Origin of the sequence: Peptoniphilus pacaensis, from assembly GCF_900088125.1 — a bacterium.
In the GTDB taxonomy this organism is placed as follows: domain Bacteria; phylum Bacillota; class Clostridia; order Tissierellales; family Peptoniphilaceae; genus Aedoeadaptatus; species Aedoeadaptatus pacaensis.
Genome location: NZ_FLQT01000003.1, coordinates 1268524 through 1285359, shown reverse-complemented (window position 1 = coordinate 1285359; position 16836 = coordinate 1268524). Strand labels below are relative to the sequence as shown.

Genomic DNA, 16836 nt, shown 5'->3' with positions numbered 1-16836 from the left:
CCTTTCTGTCAGATAATGAAAAGAGCCGGCGAAGGCGCCGGCCCCCTTCTACTTTTGAATAATTACTTCACGATTCGCTGCATTCCAGTCCACCTTGGCGCCGGAGAGCTCGCTGATGGCACGAATAGGTACCATGGTGCGGCCGTTTTGAATCATAGCGGCCACGTCGATGGCTGTTTTCTTGCCATTTGCACGAACGATATTCTTTGAACCGATGGCAAGCTTCATGCTGCTTGCCCCTTCTCCAACGGTGACCGTGCGGGTTTTTTGATCCCAGCCCACTTTCAGGCCCAGGGCTTCGGAGATAAAGCGTACGGGCACCATGGTGCGACCGTCTTTAATAAATGCCGGGCTGTCCGTTTTGACTTCCTTGCCGTTCACTAAAATGGTAATGGCGTTTTTGTTGGCCTTGGGCGCAACAGGCGTTTTTTTCGATTCGACGGCCTTCATCACCTTCGCTTGCGACCAATCGAAAGCCAAGCGGGCTTTTTGTTCACCGGCACCGGGTGTACCGCCTTGCATTTGATCCATGACATCCACCCATACGGCGACGTCGACGACATTTTCTTTTCCGCTTTGTACAAAGCTGAAGCTGTTTGCATATTCACCTTTGCCGGCGCCTTTTACAGCTTCCTCACGACCGCCGGCGGTGACAAAGAGATTCGTCAAATTCCCTTGTTGATTCATAAAGCTCAATGGCTTTATAAAGACCTTGTAGGTGAACTTGCCTCCTTCTTCCTTCACCTCTGCGACGGGGCAAAGGGCCTTGTTGGCCATGGATTCCTTTTCGCTTGTGGCGTGTTTCAAAACCACGGGAACTTCATAGGTTTTACTCGATTCGGCGCGGGCCACATTAGGTGCCAGTAAGCATACAAGGGCCAGTGCTAAAGATAAAAGTTTTTTCATCGTCAATCTCCTTATTTCATATCTTTGGTATCAATGGTGTACAACACTTGAGCGGCTTGGGCGCGGCTGAAACTTTCCTTCGGTGCAAAGTTTCCATTGCCCATGCCGGATAAAAGACCTTGGCGGGTCATCTTGTCTACGGAATCCTTCGCCCAGCCTGCTATGGAGCCTCCATCGGAGAAATTCCCGTAGCCTGTGGCGGCGTAGGATTTATTTTGAGACGCGAGGAATTTATTCAGCATAACCGCCATTTCCTCGCGGGTAATGGTGCGGTTGGGTTCAAAACGTCCTTGGCCGACACCTGCTACGATGCCCTTCGATTGTGCCCATGCCACATAGCCAGCGTAATAAGCGCCGGAGGACACGTCTTGGTAAATCGTCGCCGTGTTCGATGCCGCGGCCCCTGCCTTTCTGCCGAGGATCGTGACAAATTCGCCGCGGGTAATGGCCCGCTCAGGTGCAAAGCGTCCTTCTCCTTCGCCTTTAAAGTAACCGCGCGCATAGCTGTGGGCGATGGCATCCAGTGCCCAGTGATTGGCACTCATGTCAGAGAAGGCTCTTAAAACGACCTGCCGCTCCCGTTCTCTTTGTGCTTTTAAAAATTCCTTCTTCTTTTCTTCCAAGGCCTTTTCGTCGAGCTTTTTCTTTTCTTCTTCCTTCTTCTCGTCTTCCTTTTTCTTTTCAGGCTCTTTCACTTGGCCGTCAAAGCGTTTGGTTTCCTTCGCGCGGTACCAATTAAATTGAATATAGGCTTCTTTTTCGCCCTTGCCTGCGCCCCCTGCTATTTCGTCCATTATATCGACCCAAACGGCAATTTTTTGTGAGCTTACTCTTTCATCCAAGGTAAAGGACCATAAATCGCCGCCGTGGTAGCGGGCGCGATACTTTCTTCCGTTTTCGTAATAGAAGAGATTGGTTAAGCGCCCTTCCTTGTCGCCGAATTTCATGGGCTTAAATTGAATGTAATAGGTGTAGGCGCCGCGATAAGCATCCACCGTGGCCCAGCTACTCAATGCAGAGGACGCCATGGACTCCCTGCCGTCGGATTGGACCAGCTCCACCGGCACATCATAGCGAACGGTTTGATCCTTTTTCTTTTCGTCTTTTTTGTCGTCCTTCTTGTCTTCCTTCGGTTTTTCGGGGGCTTTTAATTCACCGTGCCAGCTGTTGATGGCCGTTTCCAATTCCCAAACGCGCCCTTTTGTCAGCTTGCCGGCTTCAATTTCTTTCTCCGCCGTTGCCAAAAGATCCTTTAATTTCTTTTGAGATTCTTCCGTATAAGAGGAGGAATCGACTTTTTTCTTTTTCTCGACCAGTTCCTTTAAATGGCCTATATCCGTATCATCGGCAGCCTTGGAATTTCCCATAAAGAGGGCGAAGGCATCGCCTGCTTTTTTTAGATCTTCTTCTTTTTTATCCGCAGCTTTCAATAGCTTGGCATTTTCATCGAGGTTCTTTTTCAGCGATCCTTTATCGGCAAGCTTTGCATCTTTTAACTCCGACGCGACCGTTAAAAATCCCTTGTAAGCTTTTTTGGCCGTATCATCCATGCCCCTGGTTTTCTCACCGAGGGCGAGGAGGAAGTTCAATTCGCTTACTTTTAGAGCGAGGTCATCTTCCTTGGCTGATGCCTCTTTTAAAAGGGCACCGGCTGATTCTGTAGAATCATTAAGGGCATTTACAACTTTTACATCCAACTTGTCTCTGTCCGCATCGTTTGCCTTTTCAATGGCATCCTCCAAAGCTTTTTTCGCCTTTTCAAGGGGCGTATCTTCCTTCGGATTTTGTCCGGGTGTTTCCGGCTCTTGCGATGCCTCGCCTTTTATTCCCTTGTAATCCGAAATTTCGAGGAAAGCTTCCTTTTCTTTTCCCTGCATGACAGTAATGGCAAATGCCAGCTTAATCGGATTCTCAGGTTTTGAATCAAGGGTAAAGGACCAGTCATTTCCATTTTGTTGAGCCTCAAACTTAGTTCCATCCTTGTAGTAGTAAAACTTGGCAATCAATTGACTCGACTCCGGCTTAGTAGAAATGGTAAATGTCCACTTACCGTCCTTTTCCACAGCCGTTACTTTCTCTATATAGTCCTGAGCCATGGAATCCTTACCCGAGCCGTCCGCCATCTTTAATTTCCATTTCAAATCATAATGCTTTTCCTTTGCCGCAGCCTGTTCACCTTCAGCAAAAGGCTGTGCGTAAATACCTTGGGGCATTTCCGGTGCCTTGGCCAATACATTTATCGGCGCAGCTAAAAAGCCGGCACTCATCATGGCCGCCATGGCCAAGCTTGTCGAACGAATTTTCATCGAACTCCTCCTTTTTCCAATTGTTCTGCGAAATACATCGCCGCTTCCTTCAGCTCATCCTCCGTCGCCTCTCTGGAATCCCGGGAGGCTTCCTTCATCTGCTCCCGCGCATCCTTGGGCACGAAGAGGAGTAAGTCGATGCGGGCGGCTAATTTTTCGTCTACCTTCCCGGGGCACAAGTAAGTGCCCAAGCTTTCCTTTTTATGATCGGCGAGGCATTTTTCGAGGCCTTCCATGGCCCGGTCGCCGTGCTCGGAATCGGGCATGGCGCCCATGGTTAAAAAGAGCCCGAGTTTTTTCGGCGCCCCTTCCAAGGCCTTCATTACCGCCTTGTCGGGCAAGGCCCGATCACACCAGCCGCCGAGGAGGCCGTAATCGTAGATCGCCAGATCCGGCTTGTCCTTTAAATCCAGCAGGACCAAATCCCGGTCCTCTTTCATGGCCTGGTATAAATATTGCGCCATGCGCTTTGTATTGCCCGTCTTCGACGAATACGCAATAAATCCTTTCATCTAATCCTCCTTCGGTTTCACAATGGACGCATCGCCTACGTGAAGCAATTCCAGTTCCGTGCCGTATAATTTACTGATGATCCGGCTGTTGAGCACTTCTTTGGGATCCCCTTGGTAGACGATTTTACCGTGGTACATGCCGATAACTTCATCGGAATAATTTATCGCCTGCATAATATCGTGGAGCACCATGACGATGGTGGTGTTGCGCTCTTCGTTGATTTTTTTCACCAGGCGCAAAATTTCCAGCTGATACTTAATGTCCAAATAAGTGGTGGGCTCGTCCAGCAAAAGAATATCGGAACATTGAGCCAATGCCATGGCGATAAACACCCGCTGCTTTTGCCCGCCGGATAGGGTTCTGATTTCTCTCTGCCCCAATTCCGTGATGCCGGTCATTTCCATGGCCCGCTCGATTTCTTCCATGTCCTCCGCGGAATACTTCTGCAGGGGCTTTAAGTAAGGATTTCTGCCGTAGGAGACATAGTCTTTCACCTTTAAATCGCCGATGATTCGATTTTGCTGATGCACGATGCCCAGCTCACGGGCGTAGTCTTTCGGCGGATAGGAGAAAATATCTTTTCCGTGCAAAAGCACTCGACCGCGGCTCGGCTTCATTTGGCGGCTCAATATTTTCAATAGAGTGGATTTTCCCGAGCCATTGGCGCCCATTAAGGTGGTAATAGCGCCGGGTGTCACTTTTAAATTGAGCTTGTTGAGAATCAAGTGGCCCTTGGTATAGGCGTAGCTTAGGTTTTTAATCTCCATAGTTTTCGCCTCCCAGCTTCAACAATGCGATAAAGAAGGGCCCGCCGAAGACGGCCATAATGACCGCCGCCGGTATTTCGTAGGGGTAGGCCGCGATGCGCCCCACCGTGTCCGACAGAAGCAAGACCAAACTGCCGAGGAGCATATTAAAGGGCAGAAGGTATTTGTGATCGCCCCCAACGAGAACCCGGCCGATGTGGGGCACGATGAGACCCAAAAAGCCGATGACCCCCGCCACCGCCGTGGTCACCGACGCCAAAATAATGGCGATAAGGGCCACGATAAAGCGGTCCCGGTCCACGCGCACACCCAGGGCGCGGGCGGTTTTATCTTCCAGGCTCAATAGATTCAGAGAGCGGATGGTAAATAACGCCGCCACTAAAAAGATTATTACGTAGAGGCAGAGAATATGCACATCGCTCCAGGTTTTCTGTGCCACATTCCCTTCGATAATGGCTTGAGTGGTGCTCAAATTTCTTCCCATCAGGGATTTAATGCCTTCGCCGATGCCGATGAAGGTCATGTTCAGCGCCACGCCCACGAGAATCAGCCGCGTCGGGCGAACGCCGCCGTCCCATGCCAGGGTATAGATCAAAAAGTAGGCGAAAAGACCGCCGGCAATGGAGAACAGGGGCGAGAAGCCCATAAGGGCAGGCGACAGGGCCAGGACCATGGAGTTTACAAAGTTGGCCGCCGCAGAAATGCCGATGATCCCGGGATCCGTTAAGGGATTTTTCATCACCGCCTGCAAAAGCGTACCCGATGTAGCGAGGGCCGCACCGGCTAAGATGGCGATAAAGACGCGGGGGAAGCGCAAATCGTAAATCCGCGCCACATCTCCGTCGTAGGAGGAGAAAAGCCCCCGCAGAATTTGACCCACGCCTAATTTTAAAGAGCCTTCCGTCAGGGAGAAGAAAAAGACCACGACCAAAAGGACGGCGACGGCGGCGAAGGAAATCCATCGCCTCAATGCTTTTTGTTTTAATTCGTCAATTCCCTTGTCCATAGAACACCTTTTCTAAATCACCCAGTGCCTCTTTGTAGGAAAAATTGGCACTCATACCAAATATCTTCGTATTAAGGTCATACACTTTATTCTCTTTTACAGCTCGGAAATGTTTCCAGACGTCGTTGTTTTTAAATTCATCCTGAAACATTTGATGCACCTTCTCGGGCATGGCGTGTGCCGTTCTGAGGATAATGTCCGGATCTTTTTCCAACATATCTTCTGTATTGACCGTTAAAAATTGCTGATCGTCGTCGGGGTAGACATTCTCTCCCCCCGCCAATTTAACGAGGCTACCTACATAGGATTTGTCTGTCGCCACCACATAGGATCCGGGAAGGCCCATTAAAATTAACACTTTTGGGGCGGGGCCTTTGTTTCTCGATTTAAAATCCTTCATGAACTCGTCGTAATCTTTTACGAGGGCTTCCGCTTCTTTTTCCCGATTGAGTAAATGGCCTAAATCTTCAATCGAACGGTACATCCCCGGCACATTGGATAGGTTCATGAAACCGAAATGGATGCCCGCCGCTCGATACTTGGGAAGTAAATCGGGTATAAGGCTCGCCGGCGAAAAAACGTAATCCGGATTGAGGGATGATATTTTTTCCATATCCGGATTCATGGCCATGCCGATGGTGGGCAAGTTGGCGTATCGCGCCGGCGGCGATTCCAATTGCGAATCCGCAATGGCGACGAGATCCACATCCAGCTTGTCCATAATGTCGGCACAAGCCGCCGATGTGGTAATGATCCGCGCGTGATCACCGTCCATGCGCTTTTCCGGTTTCGCCTTTTGATTGACGCAACCCGCGAGCAAAAAGAGGGCGAGGGCGACACTAAAAATCTTCAAAACTGAAGTCTTCATCGTCATCTTCCTCTCTTAATTCATTGAGCAGGCGCTTTTTCTGTGCCAAAACATAAAACAGGCCGCCGGCCGCCAGGGCGCCGCAAGTCACAAAGACCAAAATCGCCATCATGGACGCGAAGACAATTCGCGTCGCAGGCCCCCAAGGGGCTTTTTTCTTTGGCGTCTCGGTTTTGTCGTCCTTGGCGGTTTCGCCGCCTTCAAGAGATTTTATCTCCGGCGAATCTTCCGTTAAAAGACCGTGCTCGTATCCGATGTCGCTTTCCGTATCGCCGAGGCCCGATTCGCCGCCGTGGGTCGTGGCGTCGGCATTTTCATTCGGTGCCGATGCATCCTGAGTGGCGCTCTCTACAGGAGAAGGGCTCGCCGGCGTCGCCGCAGGGGCTTTGCCGGGCGAGGCGTTGTCCACTTTGGCTTGGGAAGCCGAAGGGCTTTTCGCCGGAGCCGCCGCCTTTTGTGCCGAACCACCGCCGGCGGATAAAACGAAATCCGTATTCCCCGGCGTCATCTTACCCATGTCGCCATAGAAGATGACTTCCCTGCCCATGGCGTCGATGAAAAGACTTAGTCGAATCACACATTCCTTCGCCGGCAGCTGAAAGCGAAAATCTTTCCATTCGCCGCCGCCTTGAGGTGAGTCGTAGCTCGCATTGCTAAAGCCGCTCGCCCCCTTTCTCTGTACGGCAATGCCGACCTTGGACACATTGTCCATCATGTGGAGGCGAATGGTTAATAAGCGCTTGCCGCCCACTTCCTCGTAAAGGGCCTGTGGATGCAAGACGCCTTCCGCCATGCCCTGACCGATGCCTTCGTTTTTGCCGGAATCCTCAATGACCCCTGTGGCGGGATGGCGATAGGATGCTCGCATATCTACAATGCACGGTCCATTGGCAAAGGCACGAGACGGCAACAACAGAAGCAGAGCCAAAAGAAGAGAGAGAATTTTTTTCATCGTTCCTCCTTCTTTCTGTCCGCTTCATAAATAAGCTCGTCCATGTACATGAGGTAATACTTTCGCGTCATATATAGACCGCCTGCGAGGGCGGCAAAGATAATCATTAAACAGAAAATAATCAGACCCGGCCTCTCTTTCTCTTGCAAAGCTTCATTATTCGTCGGATGTAGGTCTGCGGTATCGCCCGCTTCATCGGCGAGTTGGGAGTCTTCCTGACCGTCCCCTTCCGGGATATCCTCCGCATCCCAATCATCGGCCCCTTCATAGCCGTCCTCCCCTTCGGGGGCGGGGGCTTCGGGAGCACTCGATGAGACAGGTGCCGCAGCAGAAGCACTTGCCAACCTTGCCGGCGAGGGTTGAACAGCCGCAGGGGCGACAGGCGCAGCGGCTTTTGCCGGAGGTTTCGCTGTAAAGCCGCTGTTTTTGCCAACTTGTTTCGGTAAAGCTGCCTGAGTTTTAATAAAAAAGACGCCCAGGCTTTTCGTTTCGAAGGAAATTTTTCCGCCACTCGCCTTCGATTTCAGCTTTTCACCTTTTTCGTTATAAATCTCCCCCGATCCGCTGAAGGGAAGGGCGACGGTCACCGGCTTTAGCGGCTCCAGTCTTTTTCCCAGTGTCTGCACCGAATCCTTGTAATCCTTCGGAATCGACTTAATGGGCCGACGTGCTTCGATGCGATAGGCTTTCGTTCCGAGGGGAAGCTGAAGCTTTTGCAGCTGATTTTGAAGATCGCCTCCCACAAGGGCATTGGCGTAAAACTCAAAGGCCTCGTCAAAGCCGTTGGCCGGCACCGAAAGCACGACGCCTTTATCCACGTAGTCGTGGGCTTCCTTGAAGGAAGGCCTCTTTGCGCCGTTTTTTGCCTGCAGGGCCAATGTCGTCTCATCGGCATTGATCGTCTTCAGGCTTTTAAAATCCAATTTCAACCGGGCATTTAATGGCTCATCCCCCATAGGCGCCACCTTTGGATCCACCTTCACCTTCATCATGTCGGTTTTTTCTTTTAAGGGCAGGGCGAAAATCCTCGGCCGCGGCAGCTCTTCTCCCTCTACCTTTAAGTCGTAGCAGTGAGGGACTGCGGCGGAAAAGCCTTCATCGGTTTCATAAAACACCCGACACAAAGACGCCTGAATGTTTGAAACGCTTAAGGCCTTCGTTCCCAAAAACAAAGTGGCTTTGCCGTCTTTTACGAAAAGCTCCGCCTTATGATCCAGGGCACCGTTGCCCATAGAGGGCTTGTCTTCCGTTTCGTGCCATAACGACACGTCGATGGCATAAAGGCCGTCCTTTAAATCCATAGGGGCCGAGGCCTTTTGTAAAGGCGCCCTTTGGGAGGGGAGAGAACGCTTCTCTTCTCGGGATGCCCCGCCCTTATCGGCATCGGGCCATTCAATTTTCAGTCGCGCCTCTTGCTCGCCAAAGCCCATTTCGCCCATGACCGGGACGTAAAATTTCAAATCACAAAGAGATGTGCTGGGGCTCACGGAAAATTCCAAGGTTTTCGGATAGGGCTTCCCCTTCATGCGTCTATCTTTTCCGTTTTTCGGATGATTGTGACTGTCATACTCTTTGTAGTAGCTCGTAACACGACACGCATGCCCCGCCACAGTGACTTCGCCTAAATAGCCCCGGGTGCCCATAAACTCCAGGGGCAAAAATTCCAGGGTAATCACTCGTTCATTGCCCTTGTCAACCCATTTCGCCTCCGGCCTTAATGCCTTTTGCGCCATAGACGGTACGTCTTCCGATTTTTTTAAAAGCTTAACTTTGACCGCGCCTTGGCCGGCGCTTGCCCCGCCAGGGATAAGTAAAAAGACGAGGACCATCAGAAGTATGAAGTTATATCGTCGTTTCATGTCCCCGTCCTTTGTAGTCATTATTCGCCTGCAGTTGATGCAGGCCGAGTCGGTATGCGTTTCAGGAAAATATAGTAGTGTAGCGCCAGTACGAAGACGATGGCCATGCGGGCGTGTTTCACGGGAATCACGAAAAAGCAAATGGCCAGAAGCACGGTAATGAGCGCGAGCACTTTGTACTTTTTCTCTTTGGTCATGCCCTTTCCTTCCAACAGGGGCGCCACATTGTCTTGATACATGGACAATTGGGTGAGCCATGTGTGAAATTTTTCCGAGCCGCGGGCAAAACACGCCGCCGCCAAAAGCAAAAAGGGCGTAGTGGGAAGCAACGGCAGATACACACCGATCAGGCCGATTCCTGTAAAAAGAAAGCCCAAGGCCATAAAAAGTATTTTCAAAAATCCGCTCCTTTAACTAACATTGTGCAAGATTTAAAACCAAGAGATAATTCGCCTCGGCCCGGTGGCCGGAAAAGTTTACCGCCGCATGGGAGCGGAACCAGGTGTAAGACACCAAGACGCCGCCGCCTAAATAGGTCCACTCGCCGAAAACATCCAGAGGAATTTCCACTCGCTGATCCTTAAAGGGGATGGCGTAGCTTTCGCCGTCTTTTTGGTAAACTAACTCTTTAACCGCACCGTGTTTCATATGCCCTTTGTGTTCCTTTTTTAAAGGACGGGTGGCAAATACCACATGGGGCGATGCGCTGATGACCAGATCCGCTTTGTGCTCAAAGACGTTGTTGGCCATGGAAGGGCGAATCACCGCTTCATTTTCGTCAATATGCTGTTGAAAAATAGTGAGATAAACGGGATAGGTCTTCTTTTCCAAAATGTGAAGAAGAAATTCCCCGGGCACCTTCTGCCCCGGCTCCGGCAAATGCTCGAATAGCTTCGATTTTTGCGAGAGGAAGCAGGCAATGCAATCCTCTCCCCTGCCGATAAGCTGAGAGGAAAAGCTCGTGGCCCGATCTTCTTCAAGGCCGAAAATGCCTTGCATGGTTAGAGCAAGCAATTGCTTTTCCCGCTCCAATTTATCTTTAATCAACATGCCGATTTCAGTGACGTAGTAATCATTTTTTTGTTTGTATAAAATCCCGGCCTTGACCATGCGGTCCAGCATTTTCTTTGCATTAGGTCTGGAACACGCAAAGATTTGACTTAAGTCAATAATCGTGCGGCTCGGGTACTCTTCGGTAAAGCACAGTAGATATTTTTGTTGTTGTTCTGTTAAATGTAAATCCGTCATAGCGTCATCCTTCCAATGAAATCATTGATATGCTTTATCATTACATACACCTTTTCATTGTAAGCTGTTATTGTCCGGCGTGCAATCATTTTTTAATCATGGAAAGGAATGCGGAATGATCCGCACCCCTCCACAATTAATTGGCTGCCTTCTGAATTTCTTTATAGGCCCAGTGATTGGCGGGAACATCTTTAAATTGCATCGTGCCGGGTCTTCCGACAACTTTAAAGGCGCGGTTTACAATAACGACAAGCTCCGCGCGGGTTACCGTGCGCTCGCCACCAAAAGTTCCGTCGGGATAGCCGCTAATAATGCCGGCAGCTTGCACAGCACCGACGTAGCCGTTGTACCATGCACCGGACGTCACATCATTGAATCGCGCATTTTCCACTTTGAGATTTAAAATGCGGCTCATGATCGTGGCCACTTCGGCGCGGGTCATGGCGCCTTGCGGACGCACACTTCCGTCTCCAAAACCGTTTAAAATGGACAGACCGTAAAGGCGTGCTATGCTGTTGCCGTACCACGCGCCGGTATCCACGTCCGTGGGAAGACGGTAGGCGTCGCTGTTTTGAATGAATTGATTCAAAATTTGAGCCACTTCCCCGCGGGTCACTTTCTTGTTCGGCTTAAAGCTGCCGTCGGGGAAGCCTTTTACATAAGCTTTTTCAGGCGCTTTCACCGTAAAGCTGTTTCGCTTTTGTTCCGTAAGCTTCGGCTCTTCCTTCTTCACCTCAGGTTGTTTCGCCTCAGGCGCCGATCCTTGATGGCTCGGACGGTAAGAAGGTGTAGGCGATTCGTGTCTCGGCTCTTGGCGAGGCCAGGGATCCGGTTTCGGAACGGGACTCGGCTCCGGCTTCGGTGTCGGTTTCGGCTCCGGAGTCGGACTTTCTTCTAGTAGTTGACTGATTGCAAGATTTATATCTCGTCGCACAGCCTCCATAGAAGATATATCCTCTCCGCGGACAGTTATTTTTGCCTTTTCTAAGGCTGTTTCTAATGCTAAAGCACTCTCTTTCGTATAGTGCTTTCCATTATTGAGGACAGCTTCTGCAGCATCTATTGCTTTAGTCAACGCATTTCTCGCGTCGCTCAATTTCTTATTTTGATCTTCTTCAGGTTTCTTTGGATTTTTTTCTAGTTTACTTAGTTGATCTAAACTATATTTCAGGCGAATCCAATCGATATTTTCCACTCCAGAAAAATACTTAATTTGAATAAAATGAATTGGTCTAAGTGTGTTACCCATGTGTAGAGTAACCGATTTTAAATAGCCATCTTCTAATACCTTATCTGTAATCGGCATAGATCCAGAACCTTGTTGGTCCTCCGATGCACAAATAACATCTCGCATATATCCCGTAATATCGCCAATACTTAAAGGTTGAAACTCTAGCACAACTTTATAATTCACTTTGCCATCAGCTGCAGTTTCTTTTATTACTTTTGCAGGTGACTTAAAGACCGTTCCTGCCATACTTGGGGCATCTTCTGTAGCTTTCAGTGCCTCATAAGGTAATTCATAAGTTTCAGTTTCCGCTAAGTCTACATCGGACCGTTTCTCCAGTGCTCTTTCCGCAACCTGAAGAAGGTTTCGAGCATACTTCAGCCTTTCTAAACTTGAGTTTTCTTGCTTATAAATATTTTCTGCAGCCTTTAAATCCTCTTTGAATCGATGCCATGTTTCTGGCGTCCAATCAGATTCTTTTAAGGTTTTCGCATGCTGAATATCTGTCAATAAAGCTTCTCTTTCTTCCGTACGTTCTTTTTCGCCTGTCACAGATTGTAAAGAGCGCAGAGCGTTTTGAAGATTTAAAACTGCTTCGTCTATGTCCTCTTGTGAAGGAAATTTTCTTCCCAGCAATTCTTCAGCTCGTTGTACTGCTTGATACAAACGATCATAAGACTCCGGCGTATAATTATCTTCATCATAATTCTTTGCCTTGTAAGCATCCAATGCAGCCTGTAAATCTTTTTTATTGACTAGTTGTTTTCCATCACGACGAACCAATCCATCTATTGCTTCTTCTATTTGATCCTTTACTCGGTCAATATCTGCTTGTGTTTTGGCTTCGTCAGGCTTTTTCAATAATTCTTGGCCCTCTTTTACTGCAGACTCTACGATTCTAAAAGTCGCTTCCGTATACTCCTCTCCTTTGAGAGATTCTACGCGTTTTATGGCTGCCTTTAGAGCCTCCTCCTTGTAGATCGACTCGCCTTTTTTCCTTAGATTACCATAACCTTCCATAAGGTTATTATAGACTTGATCCACTTCTTCTTGCTTAGCATCCTCTTTTGCTAACATTTGTTCTGCCATGGGGAGGTATACTTTGATATAATCCCAAGCCGTTCGATCATACTCGTAATCCTTCTTCAAATCGAGCTTTCGGACTTTATCCACCAAATCTCTTAACCTTGAAAAATCGACGAAATCATCCGGTTTTTCATTAAGGCGTACTAATGTCAACTCCATCGTTTTGGCGCCACTTTGAGCATCCCACGATTTCGATCGATTGGACAAGCCATAATATCCATCTTCCATAAAGTTAAGCTTCACATCAGATGGAATGAAATCTAATCTCACCGTTTTTTCGTCTTGATTTGGTTCAATGTCAACTTTTTGAACTGTTTTTTCGAGATCCTTTCCTGTGAGTTTTAGCTGGAATCGACCAGTATAACCCTTACGCTTAATCTTTATAGTTATTTCTTTATTCTCTTTCTTCTCAATTTTTACAGTCTTATAAACGTCTTTCCTTCCTTGAACTGTAAAATCTTCACCACCTTCAACAAGGGCGTAATATCCATTTTCAAGACCACGAACGCCGATGGTATAGTTGCCTTGTGGCAATTTGATTCTCTGTTGAGTATCGTTTACTACAGTCGGCACAAACTCTTGCCCTTTTATATCTTTATTTTGAATAACTAAAGAAGCATTGGCACCATAAGTGTTTTCAACACTTAAAAATACATCATTCGTTTCCAAAGTTTCAAATCGAACAGGGACTTCCTTAACCAGATCAGACTCAGTTATTTCAAAGGGGATGGTCTTCTCTCCAATGAGCTTATAATTCGGGTCCTTTACCTCAATCACCAACACATGTTTTCCAACACTTAAGTTATTAGGATCTTCAAGGTTCCCTCCAGGACTTTGAACAGTCCAATCAAAAGCTTCCTTAGCTACGGGATCACTTCCTGCTAAAGCATTAACACGAACACTTCGTTCCTTACCCGTACGTGTTCCCGTTGACAAAGGATACGTAAGCAAATTTCGTGCTTGGTCCGATACTTCTACATCTACCTGGTCTAATGCCAAACCTTTGATGTCGAAAATATACTTATCTCCCTGAATTTTTGGTTGCGAAATTTTTTCGCCTTGTTTTAGTACAACGCTTAATAAGCCTGAACCGGTTTCTTCGATGGCCTCGATTGTATAGGTTTCTTTTTTGTTATCAAAATAAGCTTTGGTAACTCTTGGATGTACACGGTCCATCGTGAGGGGGAAAGTCATCGTCTGACTATCGGCTCCCATTTTTTTGCCAGCAGCCCACGTTTTCACAGTCATCGTGTAATGTCCGTCTGCTACTGGTTTTCCATCTAGTCCCTTTCCATCCCATTGCCAATGCGGTTTTGTTGTCATCATATTGTTGGCAAAGGTCTGAGCTTGTAGCGGATGGATGAAAAAGTTTTTTACACCTCGATCTTCAGGATTGTTGGAATAGTAAACTTGTTTTCCATGACTGTCGATAATCTTCATCTCTAAACCGGCAAAATTTCGAAGGAATGTTGCCATGAAAATAGCCTTATCAGCACGGCCATCCCCGTTGGGAGAAAAAGCAATTTTGCTCTTATCAAATACGGGGTGTTCTTTCGTGGAATTTGCTTGTGCCCCTAGAACAATGAGATTTTTGTTGATCTCACCGCCAATATTAGTACCGTAATAATCATCTTTACCGCCCATATTATAGTAGAATGAACGTTTACCTTCAGCTACCAGATCATAAAGAGGTTTTTCTGCTATATCCAATTGGTCAAAAGAACCATAAAACCCTACATATGGAGCGGATAAATCGATGCCGCCATTTTCCTTTGCGAAAACAAACCCTTCCAAGAAAAATCCATTTTTCATTGACTCATGAAAATCATCTTTCCCAGTAATCGGCATCGTCAATTCCACTTCTTTTGTCGTGCCAGCCGCTACTTTTACGATTTGTTCTTCGCTTCTTGAAATAAACTTTGGTTTTAAAACCATTTTCCCATTTTCAACCTTATCAGTGTTCAATACCCCATACACCTTATAGGTCTTGGTTTCGTTACTTAAATTTACAATCTTAAAGGGCACTTTCACCGTATCTCCCGTTAGAGATTTGCCCAGATTAATTGAAGTAAGCCCCCCATTACCTTCAATGTATGCTTTTGCTTTTAAAGCCCTATCGACTTTCATAAGGCCTGAACCTTGTTGTCTCGGCGATGCATAAGCACCGGAATCTTCATATTTATATGGCTCTGCCGTAGACATTAAAAGCTTCTTAATGAGATTATACTTCTCGCTACCCTGATAGTTTGCAAAGTCACGCTCAACCCTTTGCTTAACAAGCGCAATTCCGCCTGCGACGTGAGGCGCCGCCATGGACGTGCCGTCCATTACACCGTATTGATTGTCATTTAAAGAGGATAAAATGCCGCCGCCCGGCGCTGCAATGTCCGGCTTCAAATTTCCTTGAGGTGTCATACCCCACGAAGAAAATTCTGACGGCTCTCCGCCGTGTTCATTGGCGCCCCATACAAATTCGTCATTAAAGCGAACCTTTGCATCCAGGCGATCCTTTAGATAAAGACCATCTTTACGTTTAATAAAGGCAGCGGGAATTTTTGTTCCCGGCGCTTCCATCTGAATTAAAGGAGCATTATCCTCATTGTCATAAATAATAACGCCGCCATAACCTCTCTGTTCGGCATTTTGAATTTTATCAGTGAAGGATATAGGGTTATCTGAATCAGAAGTTGGTTCCCCACGCTCAATTAAAGCATAGGTTTCAGCATCTCCTTGCTCCTTAAAATCTTCTTTGCGTCCCCATCCACAGTCTTTTATGCCAACCCATTTATCTGCTACTTTTCCTACCGTAGTCGGTTGAAAACTGACTACTTTATCTTCACCTCTAATTTGCATTCCCTTTTTGGCTACTTGTAAATTTTGAATTGATGCAACTGCCAGAGAATTGGGACTGACAGCAGGATCTGCAAGCATTCCAATGTCCGGGTTATCTGCCTTTGGTTTTAAGTCTGTTCCTGTATTATTGCCAAAGAAACCATTGTTACCCGCCGCTACTGCTACGAGTATGCCCGCCTTTTTAGCATTTTCCAGTGCTCTTACTGTATTAGGAAAAACCCAATCTTCAGTACCGGCAGGAGAGCCGATACTGATGTTCATGGAATCGACGCCTAATTTAATGGCATCGTCAATGGCCTTGGTGTAAATTTCTGCCGTGGTGCCATTGCCGAACATGCCGCCGCCGAAGACGCGCATAAATGCAATCTGCGCTTCCGGCGCCACGCCTCTAATCTTTCCTCCATTACCGGCTACAATCCCCGATACATGCATGCCGTGGCTCATGGGATCGTGCTCTTTAATAGAGGTTGATTTGTTCGCATAGTTATATCCAAATGGTATCTTAGCAGTGAAATAATCTCCCCTTGCTATATCCAAATCCTTTATTCGTTGTTGAATATCTTGCTGGTTCTTAATGCGCCCACTATTTGTATCACTTAATTTCATCGACTCGTGATATGGGTCGATGCCGGAATCGATGACGGCAATCAAGCTTCCTTTTCCGTTATATTCTCCGCTATGAGCCTTATCCGCTTCCACCATCCCGTTGGAGGAGGTGTCCATAGGGCGGTAAGCCGAGCGCGGCATCATCGGTCGTTTGGGAGCTTTGAACTGTTGGGAAATTTCTACCGATTCCACATCGTTCATTTTTTCAATGGCCGGAATATCTTTCCGCTTTACTTCCAAGGCGACGCCGGTGTAGGCCACGTCATAAGTCTCTACGACGTGATACTTAATTCCCGCGGCCTTCAGGCTCTTGTAAAAAGTTTCCCGCGCCGCACGAGAATAGGCGACTTGTGCGCGAATATTGGCTTCCGTATTTAAATCTTCGGCATCCACAGACGGAATCCCCGTCCTTTTCTCCCGCTTGCGCTCCTTTAGCGCCACGAGCAGGGTAATGGTTTCGGAGGGATCCTTGTCGCCAAAGGAAGCAGCTTTGGCCGCCCCATTGGGGGCGGCTGCAAAGCTTGGACTTATCATCGCTGTAAAGAGCATTAAGAAACTTAATACCACAGGTATGACAAATCGTCTGATACGAACTCCTTGTATACTCATTTTATGAGCATCCTCTCTTTCTTATTTTT

The 16836-nt window shown here is 47.8% G+C and carries 11 protein-coding genes; all 11 read right to left on the bottom strand.

The genetic code is table 11. The features are described from left to right. Window positions 1-48: 48 nt before the first annotated feature. Complete coding sequence (locus BN7444_RS06080; RefSeq protein ID WP_068457173.1) at window positions 49-906, bottom strand: stalk domain-containing protein; 858 nt, start codon at window positions 904-906, stop codon at window positions 49-51. A gap of 11 nt (window positions 907-917) precedes the next feature. Continuing rightward, complete coding sequence (locus BN7444_RS06075; protein WP_068457170.1) at window positions 918-3212, bottom strand: S-layer homology domain-containing protein; 2295 nt, start codon at window positions 3210-3212, stop codon at window positions 918-920. Next, the gene (locus tag BN7444_RS06070; RefSeq protein ID WP_068457167.1) at window positions 3209-3724 is read right to left on the bottom strand and encodes a flavodoxin family protein; all 516 of its coding nucleotides are present in this window, start codon (window positions 3722-3724) and stop codon (window positions 3209-3211) included. The genes BN7444_RS06075 and BN7444_RS06070 overlap by 4 nt, the downstream gene beginning before the upstream one ends. After that, window positions 3725-4492: an ABC transporter ATP-binding protein gene (locus tag BN7444_RS06065; RefSeq protein ID WP_068457163.1), complete on the bottom strand. Its 768-nt coding sequence runs from the start codon at window positions 4490-4492 to the stop codon at window positions 3725-3727. Beyond that, window positions 4482-5498 (bottom strand): FecCD family ABC transporter permease, encoded by a 1017-nt coding sequence (locus tag BN7444_RS06060; RefSeq protein ID WP_082941294.1) that lies wholly within the window; start codon window positions 5496-5498, stop codon window positions 4482-4484. The genes BN7444_RS06065 and BN7444_RS06060 overlap by 11 nt, the downstream gene beginning before the upstream one ends. Further along, window positions 5482-6366 carry a heme ABC transporter substrate-binding protein IsdE gene (isdE, locus tag BN7444_RS06055; protein ID WP_068457160.1) on the bottom strand — a complete coding sequence of 295 codons (885 nt, stop codon included), beginning with the start codon at window positions 6364-6366 and terminating at the stop codon, window positions 5482-5484. Before isdE ends, BN7444_RS06060 begins: the two co-directional genes overlap by 17 nt. Next, window positions 6338-7318 (bottom strand): heme-binding Shp domain-containing protein, encoded by a 981-nt coding sequence (locus BN7444_RS06050; RefSeq protein WP_068457158.1) that lies wholly within the window; start codon window positions 7316-7318, stop codon window positions 6338-6340. The genes isdE and BN7444_RS06050 overlap by 29 nt, the downstream gene beginning before the upstream one ends. Further along, complete coding sequence (locus BN7444_RS06045) at window positions 7315-9177, bottom strand: NEAT domain-containing protein (RefSeq protein WP_167627203.1); 1863 nt, start codon at window positions 9175-9177, stop codon at window positions 7315-7317. The genes BN7444_RS06050 and BN7444_RS06045 overlap by 4 nt, the downstream gene beginning before the upstream one ends. A gap of 20 nt (window positions 9178-9197) precedes the next feature. Next, complete coding sequence (locus tag BN7444_RS06040) at window positions 9198-9575, bottom strand: YbaN family protein (RefSeq protein WP_068457153.1); 378 nt, start codon at window positions 9573-9575, stop codon at window positions 9198-9200. Between the two features lie 16 nt (window positions 9576-9591). Then, complete coding sequence (locus BN7444_RS06035) at window positions 9592-10425, bottom strand: helix-turn-helix domain-containing protein (RefSeq protein ID WP_068457150.1); 834 nt, start codon at window positions 10423-10425, stop codon at window positions 9592-9594. 136 nt (window positions 10426-10561) lie between these two features. Then, complete coding sequence (locus tag BN7444_RS06030; protein WP_068457148.1) at window positions 10562-16807, bottom strand: S8 family serine peptidase; 6246 nt, start codon at window positions 16805-16807, stop codon at window positions 10562-10564. Window positions 16808-16836: the final 29 nt, after the last annotated feature.